This window comes from Paenibacillus sp. XP01, assembly GCF_057364885.1.
Genome location: NZ_CP139481.1, coordinates 1,649,069 through 1,663,586, shown reverse-complemented (window position 1 = coordinate 1,663,586; position 14,518 = coordinate 1,649,069). Strand labels below are relative to the sequence as shown.

The window sequence follows — 14,518 nt, the reverse complement described above, 5'->3', positions numbered from 1 at the left end:
TCTCCTTTTCTACTTAGATAAAACCCATTTTGCGACATTCTCGAAGAGAATTCCTGTGCTTTATGAACTATTTTTAGGACTTTAAGCATATTTTTTCGATTTTCTTTAGTGTAATATGGATCTAGCCTTCATAACGTCTGCATTGTGAATGTTGACTATATTACATCGTATGAAACATACCGTTCCGATAACGAAACTTACTCTTCTTTTACCTGTACCTCGCTAAAAACTAAAAAACAGGCCACTTTTCCCCCTCCTGAGACAAAAGATGACCTGTCTATACGTCTGGTTAGATAATTCACTAGCCTCTCTATAGGTGGCACAGGATTTACCCTCACCCCAACAACGCCTGCTCAATCTGATCCACAATCCCATGGATACCCATCGGCCCATAACAACCAATCCACATCGCGGCATCAACTGAATGCACCTGCTGTCCCTCAGCCCCACCAACCATTCCCAAGACCCGTTGCTCTGTGGTCGATACCCCATCCTGCATAAGCTGATTACTCAGAAAGAAGTAATGACTCGCTTGTACAGCAGGTAATTTCTCAACCAAGATATGATAGGCCGTGTCGGAGGTGTCTGCTACAAATAACGGAACGCGCAGACCTGGATCACAGTACAGCACCGCGCCTGTCCGATGAGCCGCCGAATGGACGCGCACGAGAGAATCCAGTGGACGGATCAGAGCTACGCTTTTTCCTGCCAATACCGTAGCCAGTTCTTCCTGGCTCAGGACACATAGGCAATAGTCCCTGTGGTGGGATCTGAGGCATTCACCTTCTATAAAACATTAACCTCTCTTCTACTTAACTTCTTAAATGCCGAATATTCCTCCTCAGACTTCATATAGCTTAATATCTTTTCTGCACATGCAGCCGAACTGAGTTCTTCCGTATTCACTTCCAGATCATATTCATCATAGGCGTAGATGTAGTCGAACTGGGAATGGGCAAGTCCAATCGCACGATCTCCCCTGCTCTGCTCTCTTCTGGCGAGTTCTTCTTTCGAGCAGTGTACGCCTACAAACAATATCGGATAATCTGAAAGCAAATCATAAAAATCATTAAACCACTTGTCATTGCTGATAACCGTATCCACGATGACATTCAAACCCATTTCCGAAAACAGTTTAATGGTTGCATAGTACAATGAGCCAATCGGGCCGAAAAGGATATCTGACATCACATTGGCTTCCAATTCTCTTGTTGGTTTCATATCTGGATATGTAGTATCGATGAACTGATCATAATTATGGAGAAATTGATCTATAGATAGATGATGGAATGGAATTTCTCCCTGCTTTTTCATTTCCATCGCGATGCTCGTCTTACCCGAACTTGATGTTCCGTTTAAAAATATAATGAGTCCTCGTTCCACATCCATCACCCTTATCATTTAAATTGGCTTATCTTTTAGAGCACGTTTTTGTATTATCACTAAATCAGAGCTGGTTCAAGTGCATTAGCGAAGGGTTCATTCAACTGTGTAAAGGAAGCCTCCTTGGCTCCCCCTTATTTTCAGTTTAGCTTTGATTCATCTTTTCTCTCATGTGTTATCATAAATTTAAAGAAAGACCAAGTGCATCAACACTTGGCCTATACCATTGGCTTGGCTGATTTATTCCCTTCTTTCCTGACACCTTTACCTCGCTCCATCTGATGCCCCTCTTTCCTTCTTAATATATTGTTTAAAATATTCCCTAAATACATCATACATGGCCTGCATTTCAATAATCTCGTTCCGAAACTTATCCTGTATCTCTTCTCTTTGTTTATACTCAAGCTCAATATTGAATTCTTCAGCTTCATATTCATTTAATAATTCAAAAAAGTATTCACAAGGCTCTTTCACAGCCTCACAACTGTCTGCATACTGTCCTGACCCCAGCAAAAAGCTGGCCCAGGATATTTCTCTTCTATCGTACTTTATGTACAAACAAGCAATGTATTGATCGAATAATGAGTTACGGTAATCATCAACAAAAGGTTCTGAGAGAATGTATTTGTTAACGATTTCAATAGCACTGCCTTGATAACGCACCGCAGCTAATTCGATGATCCAGTACGGCGGTTTCGTGTATGCAAGGATAATGTCATCACAAAAAGGCTGAAAGTGTTTGTACCAGATCAGTTTACTCTCGAGCATAATGCTTAGCTTACAAGCAAACTCTTTCGTAGGTTCGATCTTCATACCGATAACTCCTTGTTCAGCAAAATATTCAACATGACTTGGAGCGCTTAGAATATCTCCGTTTAACATATCAATGTCTCTCCAGGTGTTCTACTTCAAGAGTAAACGTACGATTCTACTCCACTTTCATTCTTCTTTTTCTTGTCCTCTGTTTTGGCTATGGGACGTTCTGCCGCTAATTCCCAGCCCCAACGCTCTTTAACGCCTGCCAATGAATAGCTTCGTTTGAGTCCAGTGAAGGTTATAGCCATAGCGGTATAGCTCAAAGTAAGGATACAGGCAGTCTTCCGCCTCCTGCAAACCTTGATAACGGGGCCATTGCAAATAATAGGCTACCCAATAATCGCAAGCGATAGAATAGTATGCTTCGCTCAAGATTTCGATAGCTTCATCGTAATCGCTGCGTGAGCTGAGCAGTTCTCCAAGTGCTTCGTAAACGGCATCGCGATCTTCCTCATCCGTGCCTTGAATCGCTCTTTGCTCTAACGTGCCAATTTCCCCTTGCGGCAGCACGACGACTTCCGTCAGACAGGCCAAATCTTGTAATGCTTCCTTAGCCATGTCCGATGCTTCGTCACCCTCCGGTACCATGGAGAACAGGCCTTTCAACCCCCGAATTAACTCCTCCCCCAGACCACGCAGCGTTGCCTCCGAAGCATCCTCATGTCCACCGTTGAAATAACCCGGTACATATTCGCCGGTAAAGTCTTCGGGATTCAACATCGCATAGATCGGACGTATTCTGTCCAAGAAACGCTGGCCGTCTGGAATCGGCTCAAACACACGTTCAACACCTGCTCCCGATGGCATAAACCACTGGAAAAATCCGTAAAGATGGTCTGCTTCAACCTGCTCATCATCTTCCGGCTCAAACTCTTCACCGCCCATCGCTAACAAATAGCGGCCATATTCCTGTTGATCCATGAATATCCCCCCTTCTTCTCGGTCCGATCACCGACCACTCTCTCCATTTTTCCGTAATATCTTCACCCCTCCATATTCAATGATATCTATATTTTACCTGCATCCACATTTACAAACAAGCGTTCTCATGCATGATTAATTGCCCTATTCTTCCCACAGCCTTGTCACTTTCTCTAGCTCCATCTCTTCAAATTGTAACTGGTAGATATCCGGTTTGCTGGTCTGATTCATGAAATCCAATCCACTGCCTCCTCGAAATGCATCCAGCAGACCAAGGCTCCGACAGGAGTCGTAGCTTGAATATTATGTTATAGGATGTCAACGACTTCTTCGCAATTGCCATATACTCTAAGGTCTCATTTCATTTATTATGCTTTGAAGACCTGAAAGATTTCCTTTACCTAGTGTTGAATAATAATTTACATGCTTTTGGGATGCATCTAAAGCTTTTATAAAATATTCTTTTCCATAATCTCTTTTTATACTTTCAAACAATAATCTATTGGTTTCATTATTAAATGCCCTCTTATAGACTTCTCCGCTCATCATCGCCAAAAATATGGTGATAAACGCTTGTGCTGATCCTTCATTCATTCCTGTGATCTTATTAATTTCTATCTTTCCTTCAGTTCTTGTAATTTGCCCTGAATATACCTTCTTTGCTATTTCATAAGCTGCTTCGCTCATTTCCATAGTGATTTTCATATATTCTCCTAATAAACAGACATTGTTTTTTTGAAGTTTATATATCCGTTGATTTCCTATAACGTTGTTGTCTGAGCTTCTTCCATGATTATACATCCGGCAACCGAGGGGCGATAGCCCTAATGCGTGAATGCGTTGTTATATGATTTCAGTATCTTCTTCGAAAAACTATTGGAAGCTTGTTGTTCCTTATCGAATCTCCTTCTTTCGCCACAGGGTAGGAACCTTCTCTTGAGGGTAAAAATATGCCTTTTCCATATCGTTGTTTTAACTTTTTTTAAGGTTTCCTCCTCCTCCGGCATAAGCCCTTTGGTAATGCTTTTTTTCTACTTCCATAAAAAATTCATTGAATTTTTCGACTATATCAGCGCTCTTTGTCATACGACCGACACCTATCCTATTTTAGTAAAATCAGACTATTACCCTGCTCTATTTGTCTACACCATTCCTAAAAACCGCAATACACTATATCAACCTTAGAAAAGGAGTGATTTAGTTGGCAAACAGTGATGTACGTCTTTCACTTTGGTCTCGTAACAATTTTTCTGGTCGTCGGATCCTCTTCAGACGTGGAGGGGTTGCGGTTCGTGATCTTGGAGCGTTTCGGTTTGACAATGCGCTTTCAAGCTTTCGACTCAGAAATGTTGTGCAAAGCACTCAAGTAACACTTGTACTGTTTTCGGGAATTAACTTTCAGGGGTCATTCCGGGTGTTCCGTGGCAGTCAAAATGTGGCTAACTTGGGTAATTTCAATTTCAACAACGTCACATCTTCGTTAATCTTGGTAGGCCGCAATCTTACTAACACGGAAATATCTCAAATTCAAAGCACTGGAAGACCACCTCGAGACATTCTTATTATAAGACAATAACACTAAATAATATGGCCTATTGGGATAGGAAAACGACAGTCTACTATACCAGCGGCAATCTAGGGCTTATTTATCGTCCAAGGCTTACGATTTTATTGAACGCAACAAAGGCTCAGGGTTGCTTATTCTACGCCCTGAGTCTTTTTTCAAATTGAATTTGGTTATTTTTTAACCATCTTTCTCTAACTGCTGAGTAAAAGTAGTTTTACCAGAGCCCGCTACGCCACACATCATTACTACCAATGAAACAGTTGGATCTTTCTAAAGAATCATATCTTTTTTTTCAGAATTCTCATACATCAGTATTCTCCTTTCATCTTTGGTTTAGCTATGTTTATATTTTTGTTTTGCGCTGATTTCCTATAACGTTTCTGTATTCATGAACCCGAAGAGTTGTCTGCTGAAATGCCCCCTCGAAATCCACCCCGCAGACCCAGGCTCCATAGGAGCCGCTGCTTGAATATTATGTTATGAGATGTCATTGGCTTCTTCGATTTTATCCCCAGAACAGTCCGTTATGCCCTTCATCCACGATCTTTAACTGTTTTTCAAAATCTTCATTCGGTTCTATGTCATCTATGAAATGCCATTTCCCCTTGCTGTCTTGCCAATATATTTCCCATTCGTTTTCATCTAATCTGAACTGAGCTACAGGCATCTGCACCCATTGATCAATTTTGTATCCTTGTCTTTCTTCAATTAATGTCACTTGATTTCCTCTGATCTTATAACTGATTTTAATCTGGTTTTTCACATGTTCTGGTGCTGCATTTTGTGTATATTTGTCCATGATTTTCATAATCCGCTTCTTTGTAAAGTCATCCATGGATTTTGTTTCTCCTGCCCTGATTCGTTTTGCCATGATTATATCACGATGATGTCGCATAATGTTCCTGTATTCACGACCCGACGCATGTCGGGTATCAGGCGACTGCCGGATAAGGGCGGATGCCCGCAGCGTGAATATTATGTTAAGCGTTGCTTCTGTGTTTCTAAGTTCACTTCATCATTCCTACAACGTTTTAATCTTTAATTCTTTTTTCATGGCATACCAATTTAAAATTTCTTTATGTGTTCGATCAATCTTTGCGTGATATCTTTCTTTATATTCTTCTTTAATATCATTCGGATCATATCCGTACCATCTCTCACAATTAATCAAAAGATCACGAACTTCATCGAGCGACTCTTTAAAAAGAAGTTCTAATAGGGCTGTAGTTAAATCGTCATGCTCATTATCTGGAGCGCCATTTTCTACTAAACTTACAGGATCAAATCGGTTAACGATTTCTCTCAGTTCCAAAAACATCTTTGAATCTTTGGAGATTTTTATTTCATTATTCTCGTTAGCCTTGTCCTCGAATTTCATTCCTTCTCTCCTTACTCAATGTTTACATTATACTCATATGCTACGTCTGATTTACTCTCGCCGCGCGTGCTCCGTTTCCGAATCTGCTTCGTCGGTTTAATCAGACTTCAACCATTCTCTGCTCTTAACTTGATCCTAATCAGCCCTTCAGAAGTTACGCTTAACGTTCCTGTATTCACGACTCAGCGTATGCTGAGTGTCCGGCGTATGCCGGACCCAGGACGAATGTCCGCAGCGTGAATATTATGTTATATGTTGTCCCTGTCTTCTCTGAATCCGCTAATGATCCTATTCTTCTTACTTACATATATTTACTCAAATTCATTATTCCCACATTTACTGATGTTTCGATATATCCTTTGATCTGTATAAAACTAAAGACATTCAGTGCTCCATCTGCGTCTTGTTCTTCATATTCCATATCACCTAATACATAAGGAACGAATTCGAGTGCATCACGATATTTTACTTCATCCAAATCCATAACTTCACTAGCTTTATTCAGGATTGCATTTCTCATTTCATCCGTACATCCATAATGCTCTAACAGCTTTCCATTCAGTAATTTAAAATCATTATGGTAAAGTGGATAAACTCCCGGATCTTCCTCCATTCGATTTCTCAGCCAAGGCATATAAAATCCCTTCATCCACTGTTCATCTGCAATTAAATGGGCAAAATAACCAAGCACATACTTGTTATTTGAATATGAGTTGTACTTGTCTAAAAATTCTTGATAGTCTATGTGTCTTGTAAAGTTCTGATGTTCGCCTCTGTAGAAGTGAGACTCGTCTTTTGTAGCAACAGCATCTGGAGCAACGCTACCTAGTAAAAACGAAGTTCTATCTTCAATATTCAATCTTTCGGCAATTTTATGACCGATAATCAAATGCATGATTCTGGATCCCATAATATAAATCACTCCATGGTAATTTGATCTTTATGCTCTTACAGGGATTACATATAACATCTAATTTATGTACTTCTTAAATACCACACATCCTGTACGTTATCCGAACTACGTATATGATAACCCAAAATGTTACATTTGCGTAGAAAAGTTTGGAGAATAAGGGAGGCTTCGAGTAGCCCTCAATCCCCCAAATCCATCCGATCCAGCGGGCTTTGAATACGCTGGATATTCTTCGTACTAACATGCGTATATCGCTGAGTTGTACGTGCGCTCGTATGACCAAGTAGCTCCTGAATGTAGCGCAGGTCTGTCCCGTTTTCCAACAAATGAGTGGCAAAGGAATGCCTCAGTGCATGAATACTTACCTTTTTCTCAATACCTGCACGTCGTCTTGCTTCTTCAAAAACCTTCTGCACGCTCCGCTCGGTAAGATGTCGATCAGAAGATTGCCCCGGAAACAGCCAACGATTAGGTCTATATTCAGCTATGTATTTCTGCACGATATCCCAGGCAAGATTTGAAAGAAGCGTCCTCCGATCCTTGTGCCCCTTCCCCTGTCTCACGATGATTGTTTTCCTTTCAATATCCAGATCACTGCAACGCAGACGCACAACTTCACCCACACGAAGCCCGGAAGAATCGGTCAGAAACAATATGGCCTTATGTTTAGGGTTGGTTACGGATTGGAGTAATTGAGCAACTTCCTTTTCGGACAGCACTTTTGGAAGCTTGGTCTGCTTCTTGGGACGAATATACTGGATATCCGTAGGTTGAAGGAGCACATGTTTGCAATAGAAGCGGAGCGCGCTAATCGTCTGATTCACACTTAAATGGGAGATCCCTCGCTCAAGCAAACCTAAACAATACGTCTGAACATTGGATGTAGTCACATCCGTACTTTTAAGTGGAAAGCTACTCAGAAAACGTTCAACCTGATTACAATACGCTTTAATCGTTTTACCGCTGTATCCTCGTAACTTTAGCGCCTTCTGCAACTGTTCTTTGCTCCATGACTTGTTGTTACCTCTACTAGCTTTCCATTGCTGTAGATCTTCGTTCTCAACCCATAACTCCGGAGTAATCTGAACATCATTTGGATCGAACTGATTTATGAACTCCTGAACAGCAGCGATAGTGTAGGGAATGATTCATATTTTCAGTTTGGATTCCCACTGTCTGCCCATAATCTGGCGAATACGCTGAATATATGCTGGGTTGTATGGGATGTGCAGTGAGTCTGTGGAACCTTTCGTTATAGTAATCTTCTCTTCATATTTAGCATGTTCACTCATCGGAAACTCTCCCTTATTTGCATAGTTATGTTTTCTCCGAAATTCTGAAAAACAAAAAAGGAAGGCCCTTTATCATCCCATAGGGAATCAGATAACCTTCCGATGCTTTCGAAACATTTATGATGTTGTAAAAGTAGAGGATAAGCATAGCAAGTTCAATGACAAACCTCTACTCCATAGCATCTACTCAAGCCTGCACCACTGATCAATTTGTCCTGATGAATAACAGTAGACGATTAAACCAGCAGATATTTCGTCAGGGGATATCTCTTTCCCCAAACATTTACCGATATTCTTCTTGTCGGCTATAGAATGATTAATTTGAGTAGAATCAACTTCAAATATTTGTTCTTCCCCATCCGTTTTTTTAATGATTATCTGTGCACCGATTATCTCTTTGATTGTTGAAGGAAGTAGTCCATCTAACTCTGCATTGGCACCCATAACGACGGTTCCGAATTCAGGTGTTTCAAAGACTAAACCAACGTCAAACAACATTTTAGCTTCCATTCTTTGAGCACCTTATCCTTGATCTATGAATAACTTACCTTTGACATCCTGCATCCTGAGATCGGCATTACGAAGTCTAACCATGGCATCTCTCCATATGCTTAAGTCATCCATTTATCAATTCCTACTTTTCTAAACATACAAATGCCATCCGACAATAAAAACAGCCAATATAAAAGCGGAGATGCCAGACATGATGTACATCACCTTTTGCTTTTTGACGTAACTGCTCTTCCGCAGTTTATAAATAAGCAAGCCAAGATATGCCACTGCCAGAACTACATATAGTAGGTTAAACCCTAAATGAATGCGTAACGAAGAATAAGCGGGATAACTTGGAAGCCTGGTAAGGATGATAAAAAGATTCAGAAGCAGCAACCCGCCTGCGAAATGAATGGCAAAATAATATGTATCAAAATGGGTTGGAGGATTTCCTCGTTTTTTAAATTTGTAAAGAAGCATCCGGATTAAATAGCCGATCAAAGCACCTAAGCTGAAAATGATAGCTAGCGCTACAGGAATAAATGATATTGTAATCAATTTTACCGTTAAACTCGATACAGGCAAGTAATCCAGGTAAGGAGTGTAGGAAATTTTCTCAACAACGCCATTATGCTCGACCACATTATAAAGACTACTTAACTCCGCTTTTGAAAATTTGGTTATATCCAGCTGCCTAAATAAATCAGTAAATCTAGAGGCGGGTCGTCGTGCAGATTGGAAATATCCTCCTTTCTCAGAAGTAACCGAATTAACGTATGTACTGTTACCGAAGATTTTGCTAATAAGCCCATAATAATAAATTTCCTCAAACGCAATGTTCGTCATGACCACCATTCCAAATTTGGATTTGGGATCAAAGACAACTTTGCTTGAAAATCCTTTTAAATTCCCCTCGTGCAACAGTGTAGGTACCCCGTATTCCATCTCAACGAACCCATGCGCAAATCGCGGTATCGAAGTCCCGTCATAATATAGACTTGTTGACAACATTTCGTCTAACGTATCCCTCTTCGCAAATAATACATGGCTATCATCGACAGGCATCAGCGCTGCAAGGAATTTCCCTAAATCTTCTGCTGTCCCCATGGCTGCCCCAGTAGGATAAAAGGTTACATATACTCTGTTCTCAGGGATCCGTTTCAACTCTTTCGTATACCCTTCAATCTCATTCCTTCTTTGCACGAGGTCTGGACGATTTTGCCCCGTTGGATGAATCGTAGTGTCGTTCATATGAAGCGGTTCAAAAATATGTTGATTAACATATTCATAGAAAGGTTGGCCACTTACCAATTCCACGATGTAACCGGCTAGTCCAACGCCATAGTTTGAATAACCAACGACGCTATTCGGTTTGTAGATCTGTTTCGGCTCATTTTTACGCAACGTTTCTCCTAAATCATAATCTTCTTTCTCGTCGTAATAATACACTTCGGTCGTCGTTTGATCTTCCCAACCCGCATTGTGATGCATCAGGTTCATTAGGGTAATCGGTTCATCGTATTTGAGCTTTTTGAAAAATCCATCTGGCAGATATTCTCTGATATCCGTCTCCAAATCAAGCTTTCCTTGTTCGACAAGCTGCATCACACTTGTATAGACCAACAGTTTAGAGATCGAAGCCCATTCAAAAACAGTGGACGTGTCTGCCTTTCGCTGATTCTCAATATCCGCAAAGCCATACGCCTTATTCACAATGGTTTCACCATCTTTGATCGCCACAACGGAAACGGCAGCCGTATACTTCTCATACGAGGCAACATAAGCATCAATCGTTTCCTCTAACTCGGATAAAGGAATCCTGGATGGTGTAGTCTCAACCTGTTCTTGTTCAGCGTAGGCAGGTACTGTTATTGCCATAATGACGAATATGAATGACAGTACACTAGCGATGACTTTGTTTACGATGTAACACCTTCGACTGATTTGCATGAGCTACACTCCTTTTATTTAAAATAACGCTACATTTAACCCGTTCATGTCCTTCATACTTTAATGATCCTCCATTCGATCAGATATGGCCGCTATTTCGTATACGCTTTCATATGAGTTTATATGGATCTCATCCACGAAATCTAATGTGTTCAGCTACCTCTACTTCCCCGAAATTCATCGGCCGGACCGAGGGCCGAATGGCCCTGAAGCGTGAATATGGTGTCATGCGCCGTTTGTCTTCGAAGTATCACCTACAAAACCTTTGATCAAGATTCCAAATCTATTTTTGACTTCGGTATAAAAACTCAACTTTACCATCTAGCAAATATCGATATTCAAATAATTGCATCGTTCTTTCCCTAATTCTCTCCCGTATAACCGTGCCTAGGCTTACCGATCCTTGTGATCCAAGGTAACCATTATCAATAAATGTCTTCTCTACAAATTTTGTTTCCCTTAAGTGATACTTTAACCATTCTTTCTGCGATTCAATTAATGCTTCTCTTGGTTCTCTATCCAACTTAGAAAGAAGCTTTTTATATATTTGATTCAACTCTTTATCCCAGATCTCTGTATATTTGCTTTCCAACGCCCCCCATTCCAATGTTGTAATAATCTCTTTGGAATTTTGAAATTCATTTAATTCCACTTCATAATCTTGATCTATAGGATTTCGAAGCATTTCATCATAAAATTCTCCTTTCAAATCAAGGTTCCCAATGCTCATTGGTAATATTTTATTGTTAGCAGGATCTGATTGACCTTCCGTTATTTCTTTCGATTCTGTTCCATTACCTGTACTCACTGCATCAGGAGGCAGTTTAGAATTCATTATTGATTTAGTTTCGCTGTTTAAGGTAGTCGATTGACTACTATTTTGACAAGATGAAAACACGATCGTCATAAAAAATAATAAGAGTATCTTTCCTTTCATAAATTATCCCCTTAAATATTTTCTTTTATATTTACCGGTAATGGCGCATAACGTTGTTGTATTCACGAACCCGAGAGGCTTTAAAGGACCATCAGCAACTGGGTTGAAGACTTAGCCTCATAGGAGTGTCTGCCTGTTACGACTTCCTCGAAATACCTTTGGCAGACCAAGGGGAGTCAGCCTCGCAGCGTGAATATGTTGTTATATGATGTATCCACCCCCTTGAACTACCTATAATGTCTTTCCACATTCATTAAGTACTTTATTTACAAATTCGGTCTTCCCATTCGTATAAGGCTGGCGATTTTCTCTATATTTAATAACCAGCTCTTTCTTTAGATTGGCATATTCGACTACAAATTCGGGATTGCTAATTAATGGGCATACTTATAGTTGTGAGGCTTGCCGAACACCTATGCAGTGACGTCCCGACGGGCTTAGGGGGCTGGATGTGGTCACTCGCTTCTCAGAGTGACCCGGAACGTCAATATGGTGTTAGTCAAGGGAAGTTCTGGAAGCAGCCATGGCATTTAACGCGTTCTCAAAATAGCTATATATTTCATCTGCAATTCCCAGAAACTCTTCAACAAGTACATTATTACTATCCAAGTAACAAGCATACAGATAATCAACTAAACCGGAGTCAATCTCGCAATAGTTTAATATGGCATTCTTCATCTCAATAATGTCATCTTGCCATACACCTGTATCTACTAAAACCAAAGAGTATAATGCACGAATTAATCTTTTCGAATACCCTTTAATATATCTAGTTTTCATCGTGTGATCACTAGCAGTAGAAAGTGAACGACGTACACGACCTACTTCTTCCGTGGTCTCTGTATTTAAGTCTAGAATGAACTCTGGAGAAATAATGATCGGTGGTACTTTTTCACCAATGTCATCACCATACATGCAAACACAAATAATCTTAACCCAAAAACCCCACTCATTCGGTTTACTTAATACATCGTCAATCGAACAAATTGTTGTATCAATCTTAGTTAATACTGGATATTCTTTCAAAAGCCTGTCTTTAATATTTGTCAATCTTTCGTAATCAATATCTTTGGGATTTACACAGACAATAGTAAAGTCTGCATCTGACTTAAAAGGTTTAGCAGTTCCTTTTGGAATCGAGCCACACATATATATGCTATGAATCTTACCTTTAAATTCGGTAAGTATATTTTCTATATACTTATCAACCAAATCCTTATATTCACTTTGTATTACAATTCTATTTATAACTTTTTCTAATATCATATAGACTCCTCCTAAACTAAGAACTTCTTTCAGCTAACATCTAATTTATGTACTTCGTAAATACAACACATTTCGCCGATTATCTGAACTACGTTTATGATAACCCATGTTGTGACATTTCCAAAGAAAAATATGGAGAAAGAGGGGATTTAGCACAGTGATCACTCCCCCATATCCAGACGGTCCAGCTAACTTTGAATACGCTGAATATTTTCAGTCTAACATGCGTATATCGCTAAATCGCTGCAACGCAGACGCACAACTTCACTTACACGAAGCCCGGAAAAATAGGTCAGAAACAATATGGCCTTATGTTTAGGGTTGGTTACGGATTTGAGTAATTGTGCAACTTCCTTTTCGGACAACACTTGTGTAAGCTTCGTCTGCTTCTTGGAATGAATTACTGGACTTGCGTTGGGTGATGAAGTACATGTTTGCAATAGAAACTGATCGCGCTGATGGTCTGGTTCACGCTTAAGAATGGGAAATCCTTCGCTCAAGCAAATTTAAACAATGCGCCTGAACATTGGATGAAGTCACATCCCTTTTCAAATCCTTCATGAGGCGTCCATATCTCACGTTTTCCGCAAATTTCGCATATATGAATGAACTTTCTATTCGTACTCTCTACAATTTACAATGTTTGAAAGTTTCGTTTCTTTAAAATTCATTTCCATATCGCTGCATCACTTCCCACACATATCGTCTAGCCATTATTTATGATGATAATAATTTCTTTGGGTCATAAGCAGTAAGAAACTGACCAAATCCATCCTCAAGCAAAAACCTTGAGAACTGCCGCATACACTGTCCCTTTCGTTCAGGATTAGGCAGTGGATTTTCTGTTTCAAGTGTGATAGATATTTCACCGTTCACAAATGAAATTTCCAAGTACTTCCTAAGACTAACCTGTTGCTTCGTTGCATTCTTGTAATAAGAATTCAATCGAGTAACTACGGCCTGAATCTGCTTTTGAACAACTGAGTCACTAAGCTTGGATCTATACTGAGGGTTCTTGAATGTCATAGTTAACTCGTAAACGTTCTGATACATACGATCTATTCCTCCCATTTCAGCAAGTTATTCTTGATCTACTCAATAATCAATGCATCTGTTTCTTAAGCAGCATGATTTGACCAATGTGATACGCATTATGAATACTTAAATTGGATACCACGCCCCACCAAGGAGCATTGAAATAGGAAGGAATCTCTTTGATAAGTTTGAGATCATCACTTTCCTCAAGGGCTTTATTCCAACCATTAAAGACTGTTTCAAGTCGCTCTAAGGTCTTTTTCCACTCAAAATCATTTATTGTATGCGGATTCACGTAAAAAGTATCATCATTGTTTATTGAACTTTCTAATTCAAATTGTCCGACGTTATACCTCTCAAGCCACTTCTCATTCCAAAAAATAAGATGATTCACGATCGACCAAATGGATTGTTTACTTTCATTTTCCCATGCAGCTTGTGCAGCATTTAAATCTTTTAAAATGTCATGGAGCGGAATGAACCAACTCTTATCGTTATAACAGGCGTTTAATTGGTCTATAAGAATAGATTTATAACTCATCCTTGTACCTCACTTTTCGATTTATCT

At 39.8% G+C, this 14,518-nt stretch carries 17 protein-coding genes; 1 reads left to right on the top strand and 16 read right to left on the bottom strand.

Features of this window, described 5'->3' with window-relative positions; all coding sequences use genetic code 11:
• Positions 1 to 334: 334 nt before the first annotated feature.
• The 5 genes from SNR34_RS07565 to SNR34_RS07545 form a co-directional block, all read right to left on the bottom strand.
• On the bottom strand, positions 335 to 712 hold the full coding sequence (locus tag SNR34_RS07565) for an ABC transporter substrate-binding protein (protein ID WP_486181566.1): 378 nt from the start codon (positions 710 to 712) through the stop codon (positions 335 to 337).
• Between the two features lie 74 nt (positions 713 to 786).
• Positions 787 to 1,383: a chloramphenicol phosphotransferase CPT family protein gene (locus SNR34_RS07560; protein ID WP_486182426.1), complete on the bottom strand. Its 597-nt coding sequence runs from the start codon at positions 1,381 to 1,383 to the stop codon at positions 787 to 789.
• Between the two features lie 264 nt (positions 1,384 to 1,647).
• Positions 1,648 to 2,265, bottom strand: coding sequence for a hypothetical protein (locus tag SNR34_RS07555; protein ID WP_486181565.1), 618 nt, complete (start codon positions 2,263 to 2,265; stop codon positions 1,648 to 1,650).
• Between the two features lie 129 nt (positions 2,266 to 2,394).
• Positions 2,395 to 3,120: a hypothetical protein gene (locus SNR34_RS07550; RefSeq protein WP_486181564.1), complete on the bottom strand. Its 726-nt coding sequence runs from the start codon at positions 3,118 to 3,120 to the stop codon at positions 2,395 to 2,397.
• Positions 3,121 to 3,468: 348 nt separating this feature from the next.
• Positions 3,469 to 3,825 (bottom strand): hypothetical protein, encoded by a 357-nt coding sequence (locus tag SNR34_RS07545; RefSeq protein ID WP_486181563.1) that lies wholly within the window; start codon positions 3,823 to 3,825, stop codon positions 3,469 to 3,471.
• A 496-nt stretch (positions 3,826 to 4,321) separates the two neighbouring features.
• Between SNR34_RS07545 and SNR34_RS07540 the strand changes: the two genes are divergently transcribed.
• Positions 4,322 to 4,696, top strand: coding sequence for a hypothetical protein (locus SNR34_RS07540; RefSeq protein ID WP_486181562.1), 375 nt, complete (start codon positions 4,322 to 4,324; stop codon positions 4,694 to 4,696).
• 496 nt (positions 4,697 to 5,192) lie between these two features.
• On the opposite strand, the gene SNR34_RS07535 is transcribed toward SNR34_RS07540, so the two are convergent.
• The 11 genes from SNR34_RS07535 to SNR34_RS07485 form a co-directional block, all read right to left on the bottom strand.
• The gene (locus SNR34_RS07535; RefSeq protein ID WP_486181561.1) at positions 5,193 to 5,558 is read right to left on the bottom strand and encodes a DUF3024 domain-containing protein; all 366 of its coding nucleotides are present in this window, start codon (positions 5,556 to 5,558) and stop codon (positions 5,193 to 5,195) included.
• A 150-nt stretch (positions 5,559 to 5,708) separates the two neighbouring features.
• Positions 5,709 to 6,065 carry a hypothetical protein gene (locus SNR34_RS07530; RefSeq protein WP_236414921.1) on the bottom strand — a complete coding sequence of 119 codons (357 nt, stop codon included), beginning with the start codon at positions 6,063 to 6,065 and terminating at the stop codon, positions 5,709 to 5,711.
• 301 nt (positions 6,066 to 6,366) lie between these two features.
• Positions 6,367 to 6,960 (bottom strand): zinc dependent phospholipase C family protein, encoded by a 594-nt coding sequence (locus SNR34_RS07525; protein WP_343259918.1) that lies wholly within the window; start codon positions 6,958 to 6,960, stop codon positions 6,367 to 6,369.
• Positions 6,961 to 7,157: 197 nt separating this feature from the next.
• Complete coding sequence (gene xerA / locus SNR34_RS07520) at positions 7,158 to 7,973, bottom strand: site-specific tyrosine recombinase/integron integrase (RefSeq protein ID WP_486181560.1); 816 nt, start codon at positions 7,971 to 7,973, stop codon at positions 7,158 to 7,160.
• 480 nt (positions 7,974 to 8,453) lie between these two features.
• The gene (locus SNR34_RS07515; RefSeq protein WP_486181559.1) at positions 8,454 to 8,780 is read right to left on the bottom strand and encodes a hypothetical protein; all 327 of its coding nucleotides are present in this window, start codon (positions 8,778 to 8,780) and stop codon (positions 8,454 to 8,456) included.
• Between the two features lie 132 nt (positions 8,781 to 8,912).
• Positions 8,913 to 10,712: a serine hydrolase domain-containing protein gene (locus SNR34_RS07510; RefSeq protein WP_486181558.1), complete on the bottom strand. Its 1,800-nt coding sequence runs from the start codon at positions 10,710 to 10,712 to the stop codon at positions 8,913 to 8,915.
• Positions 10,713 to 10,995: 283 nt separating this feature from the next.
• Positions 10,996 to 11,649, bottom strand: coding sequence for a lysozyme inhibitor LprI family protein (locus tag SNR34_RS07505; RefSeq protein WP_486181557.1), 654 nt, complete (start codon positions 11,647 to 11,649; stop codon positions 10,996 to 10,998).
• Between the two features lie 231 nt (positions 11,650 to 11,880).
• Positions 11,881 to 12,024, bottom strand: a complete 144-nt coding sequence (locus SNR34_RS07500) for a GrpB family protein (RefSeq protein ID WP_486182425.1) — start codon at positions 12,022 to 12,024, stop codon at positions 11,881 to 11,883.
• 120 nt (positions 12,025 to 12,144) lie between these two features.
• Positions 12,145 to 12,915 (bottom strand): nucleotidyltransferase domain-containing protein, encoded by a 771-nt coding sequence (locus tag SNR34_RS07495; RefSeq protein ID WP_486181556.1) that lies wholly within the window; start codon positions 12,913 to 12,915, stop codon positions 12,145 to 12,147.
• A 717-nt stretch (positions 12,916 to 13,632) separates the two neighbouring features.
• A complete protein-coding gene (locus SNR34_RS07490) occupies positions 13,633 to 13,968 on the bottom strand; it encodes a hypothetical protein (protein ID WP_486181555.1) in 336 nt (111 codons plus the stop codon).
• A 49-nt stretch (positions 13,969 to 14,017) separates the two neighbouring features.
• Entirely contained in the window at positions 14,018 to 14,491 is a 474-nt protein-coding gene (locus tag SNR34_RS07485) for a DinB family protein (RefSeq protein WP_486181554.1), read from the bottom strand.
• Between the last annotated feature and the right edge of the window lie 27 nt (positions 14,492 to 14,518).

What these genes read in the sequence shown, in the direction of transcription:
- SNR34_RS07555 (WP_486181565.1), bottom strand. Translation starts at nt 2,265, where the DNA reads ATGTTAAACGGAGATATTCTAAGCGCTCCAAGTCATGTTGAATATTTT.
- SNR34_RS07550 (WP_486181564.1), bottom strand. Translation starts at nt 3,120, where the DNA reads ATGGATCAACAGGAATATGGCCGCTATTTGTTAGCGATGGGCGGTGAA.
- SNR34_RS07545 (WP_486181563.1), bottom strand. Translation starts at nt 3,825, where the DNA reads ATGAAAATCACTATGGAAATGAGCGAAGCAGCTTATGAAATAGCAAAG.
- SNR34_RS07535 (WP_486181561.1), bottom strand. Translation starts at nt 5,558, where the DNA reads ATGGCAAAACGAATCAGGGCAGGAGAAACAAAATCCATGGATGACTTT.
- SNR34_RS07530 (WP_236414921.1), bottom strand. Translation starts at nt 6,065, where the DNA reads ATGAAATTCGAGGACAAGGCTAACGAGAATAATGAAATAAAAATCTCC.
- SNR34_RS07525 (WP_343259918.1), bottom strand. Translation starts at nt 6,960, where the DNA reads ATGCATTTGATTATCGGTCATAAAATTGCCGAAAGATTGAATATTGAA.
- SNR34_RS07515 (WP_486181559.1), bottom strand. Translation starts at nt 8,780, where the DNA reads ATGGAAGCTAAAATGTTGTTTGACGTTGGTTTAGTCTTTGAAACACCT.
- SNR34_RS07510 (WP_486181558.1), bottom strand. Translation starts at nt 10,712, where the DNA reads ATGCAAATCAGTCGAAGGTGTTACATCGTAAACAAAGTCATCGCTAGT.
- SNR34_RS07505 (WP_486181557.1), bottom strand. Translation starts at nt 11,649, where the DNA reads ATGAAAGGAAAGATACTCTTATTATTTTTTATGACGATCGTGTTTTCA.
- SNR34_RS07495 (WP_486181556.1), bottom strand. Translation starts at nt 12,915, where the DNA reads ATGATATTAGAAAAAGTTATAAATAGAATTGTAATACAAAGTGAATAT.
- SNR34_RS07490 (WP_486181555.1), bottom strand. Translation starts at nt 13,968, where the DNA reads ATGTATCAGAACGTTTACGAGTTAACTATGACATTCAAGAACCCTCAG.
- SNR34_RS07485 (WP_486181554.1), bottom strand. Translation starts at nt 14,491, where the DNA reads ATGAGTTATAAATCTATTCTTATAGACCAATTAAACGCCTGTTATAAC.